The sequence below is a fragment of the Streptomyces scabichelini genome, from assembly GCF_011045015.1.
In the GTDB taxonomy this organism is placed as follows: Bacteria; Actinomycetota; Actinomycetes; order Streptomycetales; family Streptomycetaceae; genus Streptomyces; species Streptomyces scabichelini.
This window is the reverse complement of record NZ_JAAKZY010000029.1, coordinates 33,440-47,619: the sequence shown is the minus strand read 5'-3', so window position 1 is coordinate 47,619 and position 14,180 is coordinate 33,440. Positions and strand designations below refer to the sequence as shown.

At 68.4% G+C, this 14,180-nt stretch carries 14 protein-coding genes; 7 read left to right on the top strand and 7 right to left on the bottom strand.

From position 1 onward, the window contains the following. Positions 1-150 precede the first annotated feature (150 nt). Positions 151-750, bottom strand: a complete 600-nt coding sequence (locus tag G5C60_RS12170) for a hypothetical protein (RefSeq protein ID WP_241266719.1) — start codon at positions 748-750, stop codon at positions 151-153. A gap of 446 nt (positions 751-1,196) precedes the next feature. Between G5C60_RS12170 and G5C60_RS12165 the strand changes: the two genes are divergently transcribed. From G5C60_RS12165 to G5C60_RS51065, 3 genes are all read left to right on the top strand, one after another. Beyond that, the gene (locus G5C60_RS12165) at positions 1,197-5,303 is read left to right on the top strand and encodes an SGNH/GDSL hydrolase family protein (RefSeq protein WP_241266718.1); all 4,107 of its coding nucleotides are present in this window, start codon (positions 1,197-1,199) and stop codon (positions 5,301-5,303) included. 71 nt (positions 5,304-5,374) lie between these two features. After that, positions 5,375-5,896 (top strand): hypothetical protein, encoded by a 522-nt coding sequence (locus G5C60_RS12160; RefSeq protein WP_165258034.1) that lies wholly within the window; start codon positions 5,375-5,377, stop codon positions 5,894-5,896. Between the two features lie 72 nt (positions 5,897-5,968). Continuing rightward, on the top strand, positions 5,969-6,691 hold the full coding sequence (locus G5C60_RS51065; protein ID WP_206439398.1) for a DUF6234 family protein: 723 nt from the start codon (positions 5,969-5,971) through the stop codon (positions 6,689-6,691). A 115-nt stretch (positions 6,692-6,806) separates the two neighbouring features. Here the strand turns inward: G5C60_RS51065 and G5C60_RS51900 are convergent, their stop codons facing one another. The 5 genes from G5C60_RS51900 to G5C60_RS12130 all read right to left on the bottom strand — a co-directional run bounded on the left by G5C60_RS51900 (position 6,807) and on the right by G5C60_RS12130 (position 9,974). Next, on the bottom strand, positions 6,807-6,926 hold the full coding sequence (locus G5C60_RS51900) for a zinc-binding dehydrogenase (protein WP_165258032.1): 120 nt from the start codon (positions 6,924-6,926) through the stop codon (positions 6,807-6,809). A gap of 210 nt (positions 6,927-7,136) precedes the next feature. Next, a complete protein-coding gene (locus tag G5C60_RS12145; protein ID WP_165258030.1) occupies positions 7,137-8,006 on the bottom strand; it encodes a helix-turn-helix domain-containing protein in 870 nt (289 codons plus the stop codon). 195 nt (positions 8,007-8,201) lie between these two features. Continuing rightward, complete coding sequence (locus tag G5C60_RS12140) at positions 8,202-8,900, bottom strand: type 1 glutamine amidotransferase domain-containing protein (RefSeq protein ID WP_165258028.1); 699 nt, start codon at positions 8,898-8,900, stop codon at positions 8,202-8,204. A gap of 22 nt (positions 8,901-8,922) precedes the next feature. Beyond that, the gene (locus G5C60_RS12135; protein WP_165258026.1) at positions 8,923-9,315 is read right to left on the bottom strand and encodes a nuclear transport factor 2 family protein; all 393 of its coding nucleotides are present in this window, start codon (positions 9,313-9,315) and stop codon (positions 8,923-8,925) included. A 59-nt stretch (positions 9,316-9,374) separates the two neighbouring features. Then, a complete protein-coding gene (locus tag G5C60_RS12130; RefSeq protein WP_165258024.1) occupies positions 9,375-9,974 on the bottom strand; it encodes a flavodoxin family protein in 600 nt (199 codons plus the stop codon). Positions 9,975-10,505: 531 nt separating this feature from the next. On the opposite strand from G5C60_RS12130, the gene G5C60_RS53110 reads away from it, so the two are divergent. The 3 genes from G5C60_RS53110 to G5C60_RS12120 all read left to right on the top strand — a co-directional run bounded on the left by G5C60_RS53110 (position 10,506) and on the right by G5C60_RS12120 (position 11,814). Then, positions 10,506-10,706, top strand: coding sequence for an alcohol dehydrogenase catalytic domain-containing protein (locus G5C60_RS53110; RefSeq protein WP_338145791.1), 201 nt, complete (start codon positions 10,506-10,508; stop codon positions 10,704-10,706). Between the two features lie 153 nt (positions 10,707-10,859). After that, positions 10,860-11,267: an MDR/zinc-dependent alcohol dehydrogenase-like family protein gene (locus tag G5C60_RS51890; RefSeq protein ID WP_241266717.1), complete on the top strand. Its 408-nt coding sequence runs from the start codon at positions 10,860-10,862 to the stop codon at positions 11,265-11,267. After that, the gene (locus tag G5C60_RS12120) at positions 11,236-11,814 is read left to right on the top strand and encodes a TetR/AcrR family transcriptional regulator (RefSeq protein WP_165258022.1); all 579 of its coding nucleotides are present in this window, start codon (positions 11,236-11,238) and stop codon (positions 11,812-11,814) included. The genes G5C60_RS51890 and G5C60_RS12120 overlap by 32 nt, the downstream gene beginning before the upstream one ends. A 35-nt stretch (positions 11,815-11,849) precedes the next feature. Here the strand turns inward: G5C60_RS12120 and G5C60_RS12115 are convergent, their stop codons facing one another. Continuing rightward, positions 11,850-13,550, bottom strand: a complete 1,701-nt coding sequence (locus G5C60_RS12115; protein WP_206439397.1) for an FAD-dependent monooxygenase — start codon at positions 13,548-13,550, stop codon at positions 11,850-11,852. Positions 13,551-13,722: 172 nt separating this feature from the next. Here G5C60_RS12115 and G5C60_RS12110 point away from each other — a divergent pair, with 172 nt between their 5' ends. Next, positions 13,723-14,160 (top strand): nuclear transport factor 2 family protein, encoded by a 438-nt coding sequence (locus tag G5C60_RS12110; protein ID WP_165258020.1) that lies wholly within the window; start codon positions 13,723-13,725, stop codon positions 14,158-14,160. The last annotated feature ends 20 nt before the right edge of the window (positions 14,161-14,180 follow it).

Here is a 14,180-nt window from a genome sequence, read left to right as displayed (position 1 = left end):
TCGGCGCGGCGGCCTGTGTCGACCCGGTCGGTCGGCTTTCGGTTTCCTCATCCCCGCCGGCACAGCCGGTCAGGAGGATCCCGACAGCCGCAAGGAGGGGGAGCCCCCGCACCGCGGACGGTGCGGAGGCTCGGTGGAACACGGGGGACATCAGTTGCAGGTTCCCACCGTGCGCAGAGCGTCGACCATGACCTTGCCGTTGCTGTTCTCCATGTAGGCGTACGCCGTGCCGCAGTAGCCCCGCTTCTGGTACACGGGCCCCGCGTACGTGGAGTAGGCGCCGAAGTCTTCCTTGTCGGGATCGGCGGTGTAGTTGGAGCTCAACCGCACGCCCATGTAGCGGGTGTAGCCGCTGTCGTTGAAGAAGACCGCGCAGATCGGCTTGTCGTAGATGCGGGAACCGGTGGTGGTGCCGTTGGTCCACGTATAGAGCGTGCCGTACACGGAAGTCTGGGTCGGCAGCCGCCAGGCGCCCGTGGAGATCGTGTAGCCCGAGCCGCACACGTTCGCGGCAGCGGCAGCCAGTGTCTTGTTGTTCTCGATGACGGCCTTGGTGTCCTTGCTCGCCGCGGTGTCGACCGACAGACCCTCAGCGCCCTGGACACTCACGGTCTTCAGCGACTTGCTCGGGCCCGGCTGGTCCCCCTGGGCGGCACTCGCCGTGGTGGCCATGCCCGCCGTGACGGCGAGAGCGGTGACGGCGACAGCGGCCCTGAGTGCGGTGCGGCTGTGTAAGAGCGCACGGGACATGGGTGGTTCCCCCCTGGAATACTTGAAATCCCACCAGAACATGTGCAGTTGCACAGTGGTGGTTGAGTGGTCGCCGCAACCATACCCAGCGTTGGACTTTTAGTCAGCACGAACATGTGTGCCCTGTGCCACATGTGTGTTCACTGTGAAGGTTGTAGATGACACGTGCCGTGACCGACTGATACGTTTCAAGTGACCGCCGAACCGAACATCGGTTCTCAATGCGCGCTTTTCACGGGGGAATGCTGCGCTATGTCCCGCGACGCCTAGCGTGTCACCTTGCCGCCCGTCGCACGCATGTGCCCGGCGCGACCGCACCCCAGACCCCGGTGCGGCCGGTGACCACGCAACCTCTCGGCCCGCGTGACCGCTGCTCTCTCCTTCGCTGACGGCGCCGTGCATTCCATTGCAGGTGGAAAGCACAACTCCGCAGAAAGAGACTCCACTTGAGACGCAACGCCATGCTGAGGCGTGCGCGGATACCGGTGACGGCAGCCCTCACCCTGGCTCTGTCCTCCGGTATCGCCACGACGCAGGCATTACCTGCGGCCGACCCGCAGCCGGAAGCCAAGGGCTGGTCGGCAGCGGCCGCCCGTGACCCGGGGACCAAGCCCGGCGACCAACCCGACGCCGTCCCGACGGACCGGCGCCCGGATGTCCTCGGCGAGAACTACAAGCAGTCCTCCGACCAGGCCTTCACCACCTCCGGTGACGGATCCGGATTCCACGTCCTCATCGCGGACGAGAGGCAGGGGTACGCCTGGAAGACGGCGGCGACTCTGTCCGAGCCCGGCTTCGACACCGACACCTGGATCGGCAACGCCTGTCTGACCGAGTCCGGGAAGTACGCGGCCGTCGCCTACGCGCCCCGCACCTTCACCAACAAGCCCGAGCTGATGACGCGCGGAGCGTTCACCGCCCTCGTCGACCTGACCGACGGTCAGGTCACCAAGCTGCCGTTCCAGGCCACGCTGGGCTACTTCTCCCCGGGCTGCGGCCAGAGCGAGGATGCGGTGTTCACCGCGCTGACCGACGACCGGTCGGAGAAGACCCAGACCCGGCTGATCACAGTCGACGCCAGGACGGGGAAGGCCGGCACCCAGCAGACGGTCACCGGGCAGGTGACCTCGGCCGTGCCCACCGACCAGGGCATCGTCGCCGCCACCGGAAACCACATCGTGAGCGTCAAGGGCGGCAGGACCCGCGACATCGCCACCACGAAGGCCTGGCCGTTCCAGCTCAAGGCCGACGCCGACGGCGGTGTCACGTTCATCGACCCGGCTCCCCAGGCGTCGAATGCGCGTAGCGCCGCGGCGGCGCAGAACACCGCCACCGTCTCCCGCGTCAGCGCCGAACAGGTCAGGAAGGCCGACGGCCACGCCAAGCCCGCCGGACTCGCGCAGGGCAGGCTCGACGAGTTCGACCTCACCGCCACCCCGTCGGGCACGGTGTACGTGACCGGCAAGGCCGACTCCACCTCGCCCGAGGCGGACGGCGTGCTGAGCAACCCCGGTGGCCTCGACAAGGACGCCCGGGTCTCCAGCCGGGGCCAGTCCGTCGTCACCACCCGCTGGGCGGACGGCAAGGACTCCCGGATCCGTCCGGAGGAGGCCCTGGAGGCCCGCACCGTGCGTACCACGGTGGAGACCCTCGACACCCGCAAGACCGTCGTCCTGGATGCTCCGCCCGGGTCCGAGCCCGTCGGCGGGCAGCGCGAGGTCACCCAGGGCACGCAGACGAGCCCGGTCCTGCTCGCGCAGGGCGCGAAGGCCGCGGTCGGCACACGAGCGGCGGCCAACGACACGGTCGAAGCCGACCGTTACTGCTCGGTCCCGCGCAACGACCCCAAGAAGCAGGCCTTCCAGCCCACCCCGCGCCAGGTCGAGTGGGCCGTCGACCAGGCCGTCGTCGGCAAGCTCAACAAGAGCGCGACGCGGCCGGCGAACTGGAAGAACACCGGCATGGCGGCCTACGCGCCGCAGACGCTCTTCCCGCTGACGCCGCTGGTCGGCGGCTCCGGTGAGGACTGGCACGTGCCCGCGCAGGTGATGCTGGGCATCACGGCGCAGGAGTCGAACATGTGGCAGGCCACCCGGCTGGCGGTGCCCGGTGTCACGGCCAACTCGCTGATCGGCAACTTCTACGGCGTCAAGTACGCCTCGGACGGCGATCAGCAGGACCCGTGGGCGATCGACTTCACCGAGGCCGACTGCGGCTACGGCATCACGCAGGTCACCGACGGCATGCGGATGCACGGCAAGGAGAAGGACGGCGAGCAGCCCAAGACCACGACGCAGCAGGAAGCCGTCGCGCTGGACTACGCGGCGAACATCGCCGCGGGTGTCAACATCCTCATCGAGAAGTGGAACGACACCCGCAAGGACGGCCTGACCATCAACGACGGCCACCCGAAGTACATCGAGAACTGGTTCTACGCACTGTGGGCGTACAACGCGGGGTACTACCCCAAGTCGTCGCCGAAGAACGGCAAGTGGGGCGTGGGCTGGACCAACAACCCGGCCAACCCGCTGTGGAAGGAGAACAGGACCCCGTTCCTGGAGAACTCCGCGGGCAAGGACGACTACAGCCACGCCGCGCACCCGCAGGACTGGCCGTACGAGGAGAAGGTGATCGGCTGGGCCGCCCGACCGATCGCGGCCATGTTCAAGCCGGGTGACATGCAGCCGGGCTACCGCGCCGCCTGGTGGAACTCCAACGACGCCCGGACCTCCGCCAAGCCGCCCCTCTTCACCTTCTGCGGTGCGCAGAACGACTGCGTGCCGTCGAAGATCGGTGAAGGCGCCTCCAACGACGACGGCAAGGGCCCGTGCGCGCTGCCCGGTGACCCCTACGACGACAACCCGCTGTACCTCAAGTGCTGGTGGAACCAGCCGGTGAGCTGGAAGAACTGCACCACCGAGGCCCGGTGCGGCAACCCGGTCCACCGGTTCGACGACACCTATCCCGAGCAGCCCGACGAGAACTCCTACCCGCCGCGCTGCAACACCGGCCTGCCGTCCGGCTCCCTGATCGTGGACGACCTGCCAGGCGGCACCGTTCCGGCGGGATCCTCGGGGCGCACCTGCACCGTGGCTTCGAAGGGCACGTTCCAGTTCACCTTCGCGGGCGAGGGCGGCAAGTACCCGTCCAAGGTCGACCTGCACCAGATCGGCGCGGGCAACAACAACCACTTCTGGATGGGCCACACGCGCTGGCTCGCGACCGCGGACGGCAAGCGGCTGAACGTCTCCGGCAAGTGGACGCTGAGCGGCACCCAGCGCGGGTGGATGCGCGTGTTCGTGCACATGCCGGACCACGGCGCACACACCCGGCAGGCCGCCTACCGGATCGGCGGCACCGACTCCACCTCGCCGGTGCGGGTGCACCCGCAGCGGATCCGTGCGAACAAGTGGGTCGACCTGGGTGTGTTCAACTTCACCGGCACGCCGTCGGTGACCCTCGACACCGACGCCGAGGACGGCACCGGGGACGAGGACATCGCCTGGGACTCGGTGGCCTTCCAGCCGCTGTCGGCCAAGCCGAAGGACTTCGTCGTCGCCATGGGTGACTCGTACTCCTCCGGTGAGGGCGCCTCCGAGGGCAACCGGGACTACTACCCGGAGACCAACTACCTCGACCAGCAGAACAAGAAGACCCGCAACGCCTGCCACCGCTCCACCCAGGCGTGGTCGCGCCAGGCGACGATCCCGGGCCGCTCCCAGTCCATCGGCGCCGCCGCCGACAGCTACGGCACCGCCACGGACTACCACCTGATCGCCTGCTCCGGCGCCCGCACCTACAACGTGGTGCACAACGGCATCGTGCAGTCCAACGGCGGTGAGAAGCCGCAGATCGACAAGGGCTACCTGGACCAGAACACCAGCCTGGTCACCATCTCCATCGGCGGCAACGACGCACGCTTCGCCGACGTCATCCAGAAGTGCCTGGTCGCGTTCAACGGCGGCAACTGCAAGGACAAGACCTTCGAAGAGGGCGACGTCGACCAGTCCGTCGGCGGCCGTGACCGCAAGTTCATCGGGCAGCCGCTGGAGAAGGCCGCGGTCGGCATCATCAACGAGATCGTCCGGCCGGACATCACCAAGGTCGTCACGGAGATCAGCCAGAGGGCCCCCAACGCCAAGATCGCGCTGATGGGGTACCCGCCGCTGATCGAGGACAGGGGCGCGTGCCTGAGCATCACGGTCCCGGCCGTTGGCCAGATCGGCCTGTCCGCGTCGTCCACGGACTGGCTCAGCAGCGTGGCCGACACACTCGCGACCGCGATGCAGAGGGCCGCGGACGATGCCAAGGCCAAGGGCATCAAGGCCTGGTTCTCCAACCCGAAGCAGAACTTCGCGGGCAAGGCCGTCTGCGGCAACCCCGAGTCCGTCCACGGCATCGTCAAGACGCTCGTCGACTCGGACCAGCCGGCCCTGGACTACCCGATCATCAGCGACTACGGCCTGTCGGCCCAGTCGTTCCACCCGAAGATCGGCGGCGCCCGCCTGTACGCCGACTCCTTGGAGCGCACCTTCACCGGCATGGGTCTGTAACCCCTGCTGCCGTCTTGGGGGCCCCGCTCAGGCGGGGCCCCACTCGGCCTCGACCCGGAAGGGACCCCTTCATGAGGAAGCTTCTGCCCACCACCGTCGCGGGCGGCGCCGCCGCCCTCGCACTCGTCGCCCTGGCCGCGACGCCGGCCTCGGCCGGCACCGCCGACTCCCAGTTCGACGTGGTCTTCCCCGGCGACAAGCCGCACAGCGCGTACTACGTCCAGAACACCGCAACCTTGTCCGGCCGTATGACCGGCAAGTCGGTCATGAGCTGGCAGATCATGGACGACCAGGTCGTCGACAACTCCAAGCGGTTCACCAGCTTCAAGATCACGACGCGGATCGAGGAGCGCCTGACCAAGACCACCGAGGACCACGTCGTCACGTCGAAGACGTGCGACTGGACCAAGCTCGTCAACGACAACTACTCGTGGTTCCTGCTGGAACCCGCGAACACCTGCGTCGCACCGGCCGCGGTCTACGACGGTGAGCTGTGGTGGTCCACCGACGCGACGGTCGTCTACGACATCGAGGGCGACGGTAAGGGCGCCATCACCCAGGAACTCCTCGGTTCGCCCCTGATCCACGGCTGACATCCGCACCACGCCGGGTCCTGAGTACCTGTACTCAGGACCCGGTCCTGCCTTTGAGGGAAACTTGTGCCCATGCCCGACCCCGCCTCCCCAAGGCTCTCTGGCCTGCCGCAGTTCCGCGGTGACAACGTGCCGCCCCCGCGAACCGGACGCCGGTGGCTGCCCCTCGCCGGGGACATCGCCTTGGCCGTCGGGCTGATCGTCCTCGACGGCATCGGGGCCGTCGTGGCCTTCCTGATCGGCATCGACTACAGCGGCTGGAAGCCGTTCGATCCCGGAGCGGACAACTCCGACGTCTCGCTCACCCCCAACTGGCTGTACGTGGGCATCGCCGGCGGCGTCATGCTGCTGACCGCCGCGCTGCTGTACCGGCTCCGCGCCATCGTCAGCTCCTGCCTGCAGGTGCTCCTCGGCATCGCCGTACTCATCACCGCCGTGGCCGGCGCGCAGATCGACGAACACCGTGGCACCCGGGCCGACGCATCCGTGTCCCGAAAAGCCGGACAGCCCCAAAACCAAGTGACCGTCACCTCCTCCGGGGCTGGGCCACCGACCGTCACCGAGGCGGTCGAGCACGCGATCGGCCGCGTGCGCGCGGCGAGCAAACCCGCCGGCGTGCTGACAACCGACCCCGCGTTCGCGCGACGGTGCATCGATCTCGGGACCACGTTCACCGCGGTCGGTGTCGATGTGGGCCTGCTGGCACGCGGCGCCGATGCCCTCGCCCGGACCTTCACGCCATCGGCCGCGGCGACGGCTGCGCCTGCCACCGGGAGCCCGTCCCTGGAGGTCTGATGACGCCGGAGCCGTGGTGCCACGCGTCGCCAGGCGAGGGCCGCATTCGCCGGCTGCGATCCGCCGGTGGTACCGGCTGTGCCTCCCTCGTCGCCGTGCTCAGAACGTGCCGTGCTCAGAACGTAAGGACCAGTCGGCCACGGATCCCGCCTGCGGCGAGGAGCCGGTGCGCTTCGGCGGCCTGTTCCGCTGGAAACGCCTTCGCGACCCGCAGCGCGATGCGGCCCTCCTCCACCTGCTGCGGGAGCCGGTCGAGCTTGGTGCGCTCCCCGGGGTAGCGGAACGCGCCAGCGTCACCACTCGGCCGCCGTCGCGGACCGCACGAGCGGTGAGACCGCCGAGCGACGCGGCGTCGACGAGTCCGTCGACGTCATCAGGGATCTCGGCGCCACCCGGTTCGGGTGCGCGGCACCGCGGCGGAGTGCAACGTCGGCACCCAGTTGGTTTACGCGACGGTGTCGGACGCCGTCCGCTTCTGCTCCGCAGCCCAGGAGGCCAGGAGGCGCAGCCCATCGTGGGACGGGGAACCGGGTTCGGCGTTCCACACGATGATGTGCTGGTCGGGGTCCGTGCCACACGTGAGCGTGTTCCAGTCGAGGGTCAGCTCACCCACCACCGGGTGACGAAGCTTCTTGACGCCCTTGCCCCGCATCGCGACGTCATGCGCGGTCCACCACTCCCGGAACTGTGCGTCACGGGTGGAGAGTTCCTCGACCAGAGCGGTGAGGCGCCGGTCGCCGGGGTAGCGCGCGCTCTCCATGCGCAGCTGGGCGATGGCCAGCCGGGTGACCCCCTCCCAGTCGGCATACAGCTCGCGCATCCAGGGTTCGGTGAACAGCAGCCGGACGAACACGCGCTCCTGCTCCGGGTAGCGCCCGAAATCGGTCCACAGGGCGGCGGCGAGCTGGTTCCAGCCCAGGATGTCGGTGCGCCGGCCGATGACGAAGGCCGGGGAGGCGCTGAGATCGTCCAGCATGCGCTGAAGCCGCGTATCCACCTGTTGGCGATCGCCTGACCTGGACGGGCGCACCCTCTCCTTCGCCGCGAGTTCGAAGAGATAGGTTCGCTGGTCCTCGTTCAGACGGAGCACCTCGGCGATCTCGATCAGGAGGGGAGCCGATGCCTGAAGACGGCCCTGCTCGATCCGCGTGTAGTACTCGGTGCTGATCGCGGCGAGAAGAGCCACTTCCTCACGGCGCAGACCGCTCACACGCCGCCGTTGCCCTCCGCGGAGTCCGACCTCGGAAGGACTGAGCTCGGCACGGCGGGCCTTGAGGAACTCACCCAGTTCGTTCAGATGAGGGTTGCGGTTCATGATTTGCAGCCTCGCACAAAAGCCCGGCGTTGTGAGGGGGAAAGATCCTGCCTACGTTGGCCTGGCTGATGTACGAAAACGATCTCGGTTCGGACGTGTGGGGCAGCAGGCGGAAGAGACCTCGGCGGCCCGGAGTGCGTACCAGGCCGCCGAGAGAGCGCGCAGGGCCGGCACAGGGCCGGCACAGGGCCGGCGTCAGCTCAGTGCCTTGAGCACTTCCTGTGCCAGCGGGACCGCCGAGCCCGGGTTCTGGCCGGTGTACAGGGTGCGGTCGACCTCGACGTGCGGGGCGAACGGCTCGGTCTCGCGGTAGTCCGCGCCGAGTTCGCCCGCGAGGCGGTCCTGCAGCAGCCACTTCGCGCGGCCCGCGAGACCGTTCAGCTTCTCCTCGGCGTTGGAGAGGCCGGTCAGGCGGTAGCCGGTGAACGGGGATGTCCCGTCGGGACCGATGGTGGCCAGCAGTGCAGCTGGGCCGTGGCACACCAGGGCCACCAACTTGCCCGAGGCGAGCCACTCGGTGAGCAGCCTGCCGGACTCGGCGTCGTCGGGCAGGTCCTCCATCGGGCCCCAGCCGCCCGGGTAGAAGACAGCCTCGTACTCGTCGATGCGTACGTCCTCGATACGCATCGGATGCGCCAGCTCGGTGGCCTCGCGCAGCGCGGTCCGCATGCGCTCGGCGCCTTCCTCGCCGCCGTTGAACTCCGCGGTGAGGCTGAGCGCATCCGCCGTGGGCGGTACACCGCCGGGTGTCGCCGCCGCGATCTCGATTCCGGCCTCCTTGAAGACCTGGTACGGGCCGATTGCTTCCTCGGCCCAAAAGCCGGCCGGCTGCCGGGTTCCGTCCGCCAGCGTCCAGTGGTCGGACGCGGTGATCACGAAGAGGATCTTCGCCATGGGTGTGTTTCCTTGGGTGGTCTCAGCCCTTGAGGGCTTCCTGGAGGATGTGGCTGTCGGCGGCCTGCCGCATGCTTACGGCCTTGCCGTCACGGACGGTCCACAGGTGGATGAACCGGACGCCGGCCTTGCCCCCGGTCTTGGTCTCGGCGTGGTAGTGCCCGAACACGAAGACGTGACCTTCGTCGTCCGCGTAGAACTCCTCGGGCACCGCGCCGAAGGACACGATGTTCGGCATCGGCGTGCCGAAGAAGTCCTTCGCCACGCTGTCCCAGCCGTGGTACACGCCGCTGTTCGGAAAGCCCGGGGTGATGTCCCAGACGAGGTCCGGGGCCATGACCTCCTTGGTGACCTCGGGCGCCATTCGGGATTCGTAGACCCGGCGGATGAGGGTGAGGTTCGGGGCATCGGACATGGTGCGCTCCTTGCGGGGGACAACGGGGGGAGTCGGATACGGAAAAGAAGACCTTGTGATCAGGAGGGGAGGTCGGCCCGTCCGGCTCGGAAGATCGCGGCCTGGCGCGCGACTCGCGCACCCAGGTGCTCTGCCGTGGCGATGTCCGACTTGTGGACTGCTTCCGGACCGGCATCGGTCGGGCTCTGGGCGCCGGCACCCATGAAGAAGCCCAGCCGGTTGATGTCGTCCTCGCTGCCCCGGGTGGAATCCCAGCCCGGCAGCAGACCCAGGCTGATCCAGTGCATGCCGTGCTGGGCGGCCAAGGTGGCGAAATAGCCCAGGGTGGACGACTTGTCGCCGCTCTTGGCACCGGAGTTGGTGAAGCCCGCGGCGAGCTTGTCCGCCCAGACATGGGAGAACCAGCGCTTGCTGCTGGCCTCGGCGAACGCGTGGAAAGCCGCGGAGGCGGTACCCATGTACGTTGCGGCACCGAAGATGATCGCGTCAGCGGCGTCCAGCTGCGCCCACTGTTCGTCGGTGATGGTGTCGACGGAGACCGAGACCACCTCGGCGCCGGCTCCCGCCGCGCCACGCGCCACGGCTTCGGCGACGACGGCGGTGTGGCCGTAGCCCGAGTGGAAGGCAATGGCGATTGTGAGGCGGCCGGAATGGGGCATGGTGATCGGTCTCCTCGAATGTCTTTGTTCAGCGCGCGACCAAGCTTTGCATCGCAAGAGCGCGCTGTGAGGGGTAAGAAAATTTCCCCTGCCTACTGTTATCCGGGTGAGTGATTCTCCCCTTCAGGGGCGGCTCCCCACCGTCGGGCGTTGCTTGGGCAGCGTCGAACGGCGCCGGAGCAGTGCCCGACTAGCTGGTCGTGGTCCCGGTGGTTGGGTCAGCAGTTCTGGAATCTGGTTCGAACGCCGAGAACGCGAACATCTTGCACATGCTGGTCAGCAGGAAACGGCCTTGGAATTGGGATGCTGGCCTCGGCCCATGGGAGCTGCGCTGACGGTAGCCACTGCCCTGAAACGACGTTCGGTCTCCCTGATAGGAGGAGTCGTATACCACGGTGACGAATCCATGCGCAGCGAGCCTCTTGGCGTAGAGGCCGGCAGATGAAGGTGTCCCGAAATTTCTACTGCCTTGTTGGTGATTCTCCCAGGAAAGGGAGGCGCGTAGAGGAATGGCCGCCGTCGGCACCATCGGTGATCGACGTCGCCGTCCCGGAGCCCGGGCCGGGCCGGGTGCGCATCGCGGTCCGAGCCGTCGGCGTCAACCCTGTCGATCACAAGATGTACAGCGGTGCCTTCGGGACCGATCCGGCGAAGCTGCCGATGCGGCTCGGTGCCGAAGCGGCCGGTGTGGTGACGGCGGTGGGTGCCGACGCGACCGGCCCGCAGGTCTGATCGAGGTCGGCGACAAGGTGATCGCCTATCGTGCGCCCGGCGCGTACGCCGCCGAACTCGTCGTCCCGGCCTCGTCAGTGGTGCCGAAGCCCGCCAGTCTGTCCTGGGAGCAGAGACCGGCGGCCTGCTGGTCGCCGGTGTCACCGCACCGCCGTGCACGTTCTCGAAGCGATCGGCCTGCGCGACGACGAGTCGGTGCTGATCCACGGCGCCGCGGGAGGGGTCGGCCTGATGGCCGTGCAGCTGGCGGCGGGCCGCGGTGCCACTGTCCTCGGAACGGCAAGCCCGGCCGAGCACGACCTGCTGCGCGACCTGGGAGCGATTCCGGTCGCGTACGGGCCGGGGCTGGCAGACCGCGTACGCGCGGCGGCGCCGGAGGGAGTCCACGCGGCGGCGGACAACCCAGCAGGCAAACCGACATGGCTGTTCCTGCCACTGGCAGGGACAGCCATATCCACTGCCGTCAGGACACTGGCGCCCGCTGTCTACACTCAGTTGAGACGAGCTGAACACATCAGAGGAGCCCGGGATGCCGCGGAACCGCCAACAGATCCCCCGTGAAGAGCGGGCAGGTGATCTGCTGGCCGCGGCCACCGAGCTTTTTCTCGCCAAGGGCTACGACAAGACCACGATGGCGGACATCAGCGCCGCCGCTGGTGTGGCCAGGGGCAACGTCTACTGGTACTTCAACTCGAAGGACGACATCTTCGCCGCGGTGATGGACCGGATGCTCAGCCGCGAGATCCGCACCCTCAACGCGGAGCTGGCGGGTGCCGACCCGCTGAGCCGGCTGGTGCGGGGGCTGTCCGACATGCGTTATTCCCGGCCGCTGCACCAGGCCATGCACGACCGGCTTCCGCATTCCGAGGCGGTTCGGGCCGCCCACAACACCTTTCTGGGCTGGATCGTCGGACTGGTCGACGAGGTCATGGCCGAGCGCGGCCTCGACGGCGACCCCGACATCGATGCCGCGCTCCTCCGCGATACCGTGGTCGCCGTGTTCGAAGGCGCGAACGTGCCCAACGACCGGAACAGACCGGCGCACGAGATGATCCGCCTCCTGATGGAGTCCGTCCTGGCCGGGCGTTCACCGATCAAGAGGGCATGACCGCTGAGCGCGGTGGGTCAGATGATCGCGGGGGGTCAGGGTTGGCGAGTACCGACTCTCGCCGAGACCGCCTGCGTCACTTTGACCGAACCCGCGGCAGGATTCCCGGGCTCTGCCCCGCGCAGCCGGTCGAGCACCGCGACGGGATCGGCAGGCGCCTGCTCGCCCCGCCACCCGACGTGCCCGTCGGGGCGGACCAGCACCAGAGGCCGCTCGTACAGCCTCGCAGCGGCCGGTTCGGTAAGGCGCAGCACCGCCAACGGCACGCCGCACTCGTGCGCGGCTTCCACCAGCGAAGACGGGTCTGCCGACCCCGAGACCACGAGCACGAAGCCGCGGCCGAAGTGGTCGAGCACCGAGCTGCCGTCGGGCAGCCAGACGTGCGGCGCGCGGCAACCGGGCCAGGTCGACGGGACGTAGTCGTCCGGCTCGTCGGGCGGCTCCGGGGTGCCGTCCGGTACGCATATCGGGGAGCCGCTGTAGCGGTATCCGAGCTGGACGCCCGTGCAGCGGAACTCCTTGCCCCTCGACCGGCGGATCATCTCGCCCGTCTGACGGCGGGCTCGGTGGCCCTCCGCGTCCGCGCGGCCGAGCGCGGCGTCGGGCGTGAGCTGGGAGTCGGACCTCCAGTTGCTCGATGCCTCCGTGACGTTGCGGACGGCGATCGGCCGCCGCTCCAGTTCGTAGCTGTCGAGCAGCGCGGGGCCTCCCCAGCCTTGGAGGACCGCGGCGAGCTTCCAGCCGAGGTCCACGGCATCGCCGATCCCGGTGTTGGCACCGAAGCCTCCCTTGGGCCACAACAGATGCGCCGCATCACCTGCGAGGAACACCCGTCCCGCACGGTAGCTGCGGGCCACGACGCAGTGCCCGCTCCAGGGCTGTGCGGCGAGTATCTCCACATCGATCGACGCACCGACGGCTTCATGCACCCAGGCGACCGCGTCCCCGGGCTCCGGCTCCTCCTCCAGGTAGACCGAGAGCCGCCACTCGTCCACGCCGTTGACCACCGTGACGTACGGCCTGCGCGCCGACGACAGCGTGTGGATCTGCACCGCCGGGCCGCCCAACCGCTCCCTGAGCAGGTCCAGTAGTTGCGGCGCACGGAAATGCACCGCGAAGTTCTGGCCCTGCGCGAACATGCCCTCGAACTCGACGCCCAGTGCCCGCCGGACGCCGCTGCGGCCACCGTCACAGGCCACTAGGTACGCGCCGGCCAGTGTCTCGGAGGCGCCGATCTCCAGGTCACGTACCACGGCGAGGACACCGTCGGCGTCCTGGTCGAACGTCTCCAGGCGCGTGGCGAACCTGATCTCGACCGAGGGCAGGCCTCGCGCCGTCCGTTCGAGCAACGGCAGAAACGAGAACTTGGAGAGGAACGCGGGGCCCTCCGGTGTCAGCGGGCCATACGCGCCGGGAGACCGGTTCGTGACCTCGTAGTCGAATTCGGCGAGTACGTGTCCCGTCACTGACGTGGCGAACACCGTACGGTGCGGATAGTCCGTGGGCGGTGCCGCCTCCGCGCGCGCCGCTTCCGCACAGCCCCAGCGCCGAAGGTGTTCCATGGTGCGGGAGAAGATCGCCTCGCCCGCCGGGAAGGGCACGCGGCCGTCGCCTTGATCGATCACCGTCACCGGCACACCGCGCCACCCCAGCTCGATCGCGAGCGAGAGACCCACGGGCCCCGCCCCGACGACCAGGACACGCCGAGATCCGGCTCTTTCGTTGCGGTCAGACACGGGGGACCTGCCTTCCTGAGCACGGCTTGGGTCAGTCACGATCCAAGCTCTTGAACCTGAGTCAGAATCGCATGCCTAGGCTTCCCTGTGGAAGGGCTCGAAGAACAGGCATCTATCGACAAGACGGGTGCGGTGCTACGCTTGACCCAGGTTCAAGAGGTAGAGGAGCGTCGTGGTGTCTCCGGTCGATCCAAGCGATGCTGTGGGCCATTGCCGGGCCCTGGTCGTCAGCTACCACCGCGACATCGACAGGGGCCGGGCCGCCGCGGGGATCAGTGCGTTCGCCGACGACGCCGAGTTCGAGGCACACGGCAGGGTCTTCCGCGGGCGGGACGAGATACTCGGCTTCCTCAAGGCGCGGGAGGCCAACACCGGACGGCAGACCGTCCATGTGCTCGCCAACGAGGTCGTCACCGGTCAGGACGACGAGGACGACGGAAGCGACGACATGCGGGTCGAGTTGCAGACCATTGTTCTGCTGCACGTCCGGCAGCCCGACGGCACCTACGTCCTGGACCGCGTCCTCAGTACCGTCCACCGGTTCCGCCACTCCGGCGGGGAGTGGCGGATCACCCACCGAACATCGAGGCCGTTGCACCCCACCGTCTGACGGGCAAGGAGGCCCTCACG

Excerpts from the sequence above, each read along its gene's own strand:
- G5C60_RS12170 (WP_241266719.1), bottom strand. The coding sequence starts at position 750 with ATGTCCCGTGCGCTCTTACACAGCCGCACCGCACTCAGGGCCGCTGTC.
- G5C60_RS12160 (WP_165258034.1), top strand. The coding sequence starts at position 5,375 with ATGAGGAAGCTTCTGCCCACCACCGTCGCGGGCGGCGCCGCCGCCCTC.
- G5C60_RS51065 (WP_206439398.1), top strand. The coding sequence starts at position 5,969 with ATGCCCGACCCCGCCTCCCCAAGGCTCTCTGGCCTGCCGCAGTTCCGC.
- G5C60_RS12145 (WP_165258030.1), bottom strand. The coding sequence starts at position 8,006 with ATGAACCGCAACCCTCATCTGAACGAACTGGGTGAGTTCCTCAAGGCC.
- G5C60_RS12140 (WP_165258028.1), bottom strand. The coding sequence starts at position 8,900 with ATGGCGAAGATCCTCTTCGTGATCACCGCGTCCGACCACTGGACGCTG.
- G5C60_RS12135 (WP_165258026.1), bottom strand. The coding sequence starts at position 9,315 with ATGTCCGATGCCCCGAACCTCACCCTCATCCGCCGGGTCTACGAATCC.
- G5C60_RS12130 (WP_165258024.1), bottom strand. The coding sequence starts at position 9,974 with ATGCCCCATTCCGGCCGCCTCACAATCGCCATTGCCTTCCACTCGGGC.
- G5C60_RS12120 (WP_165258022.1), top strand. The coding sequence starts at position 11,236 with ATGCCGCGGAACCGCCAACAGATCCCCCGTGAAGAGCGGGCAGGTGAT.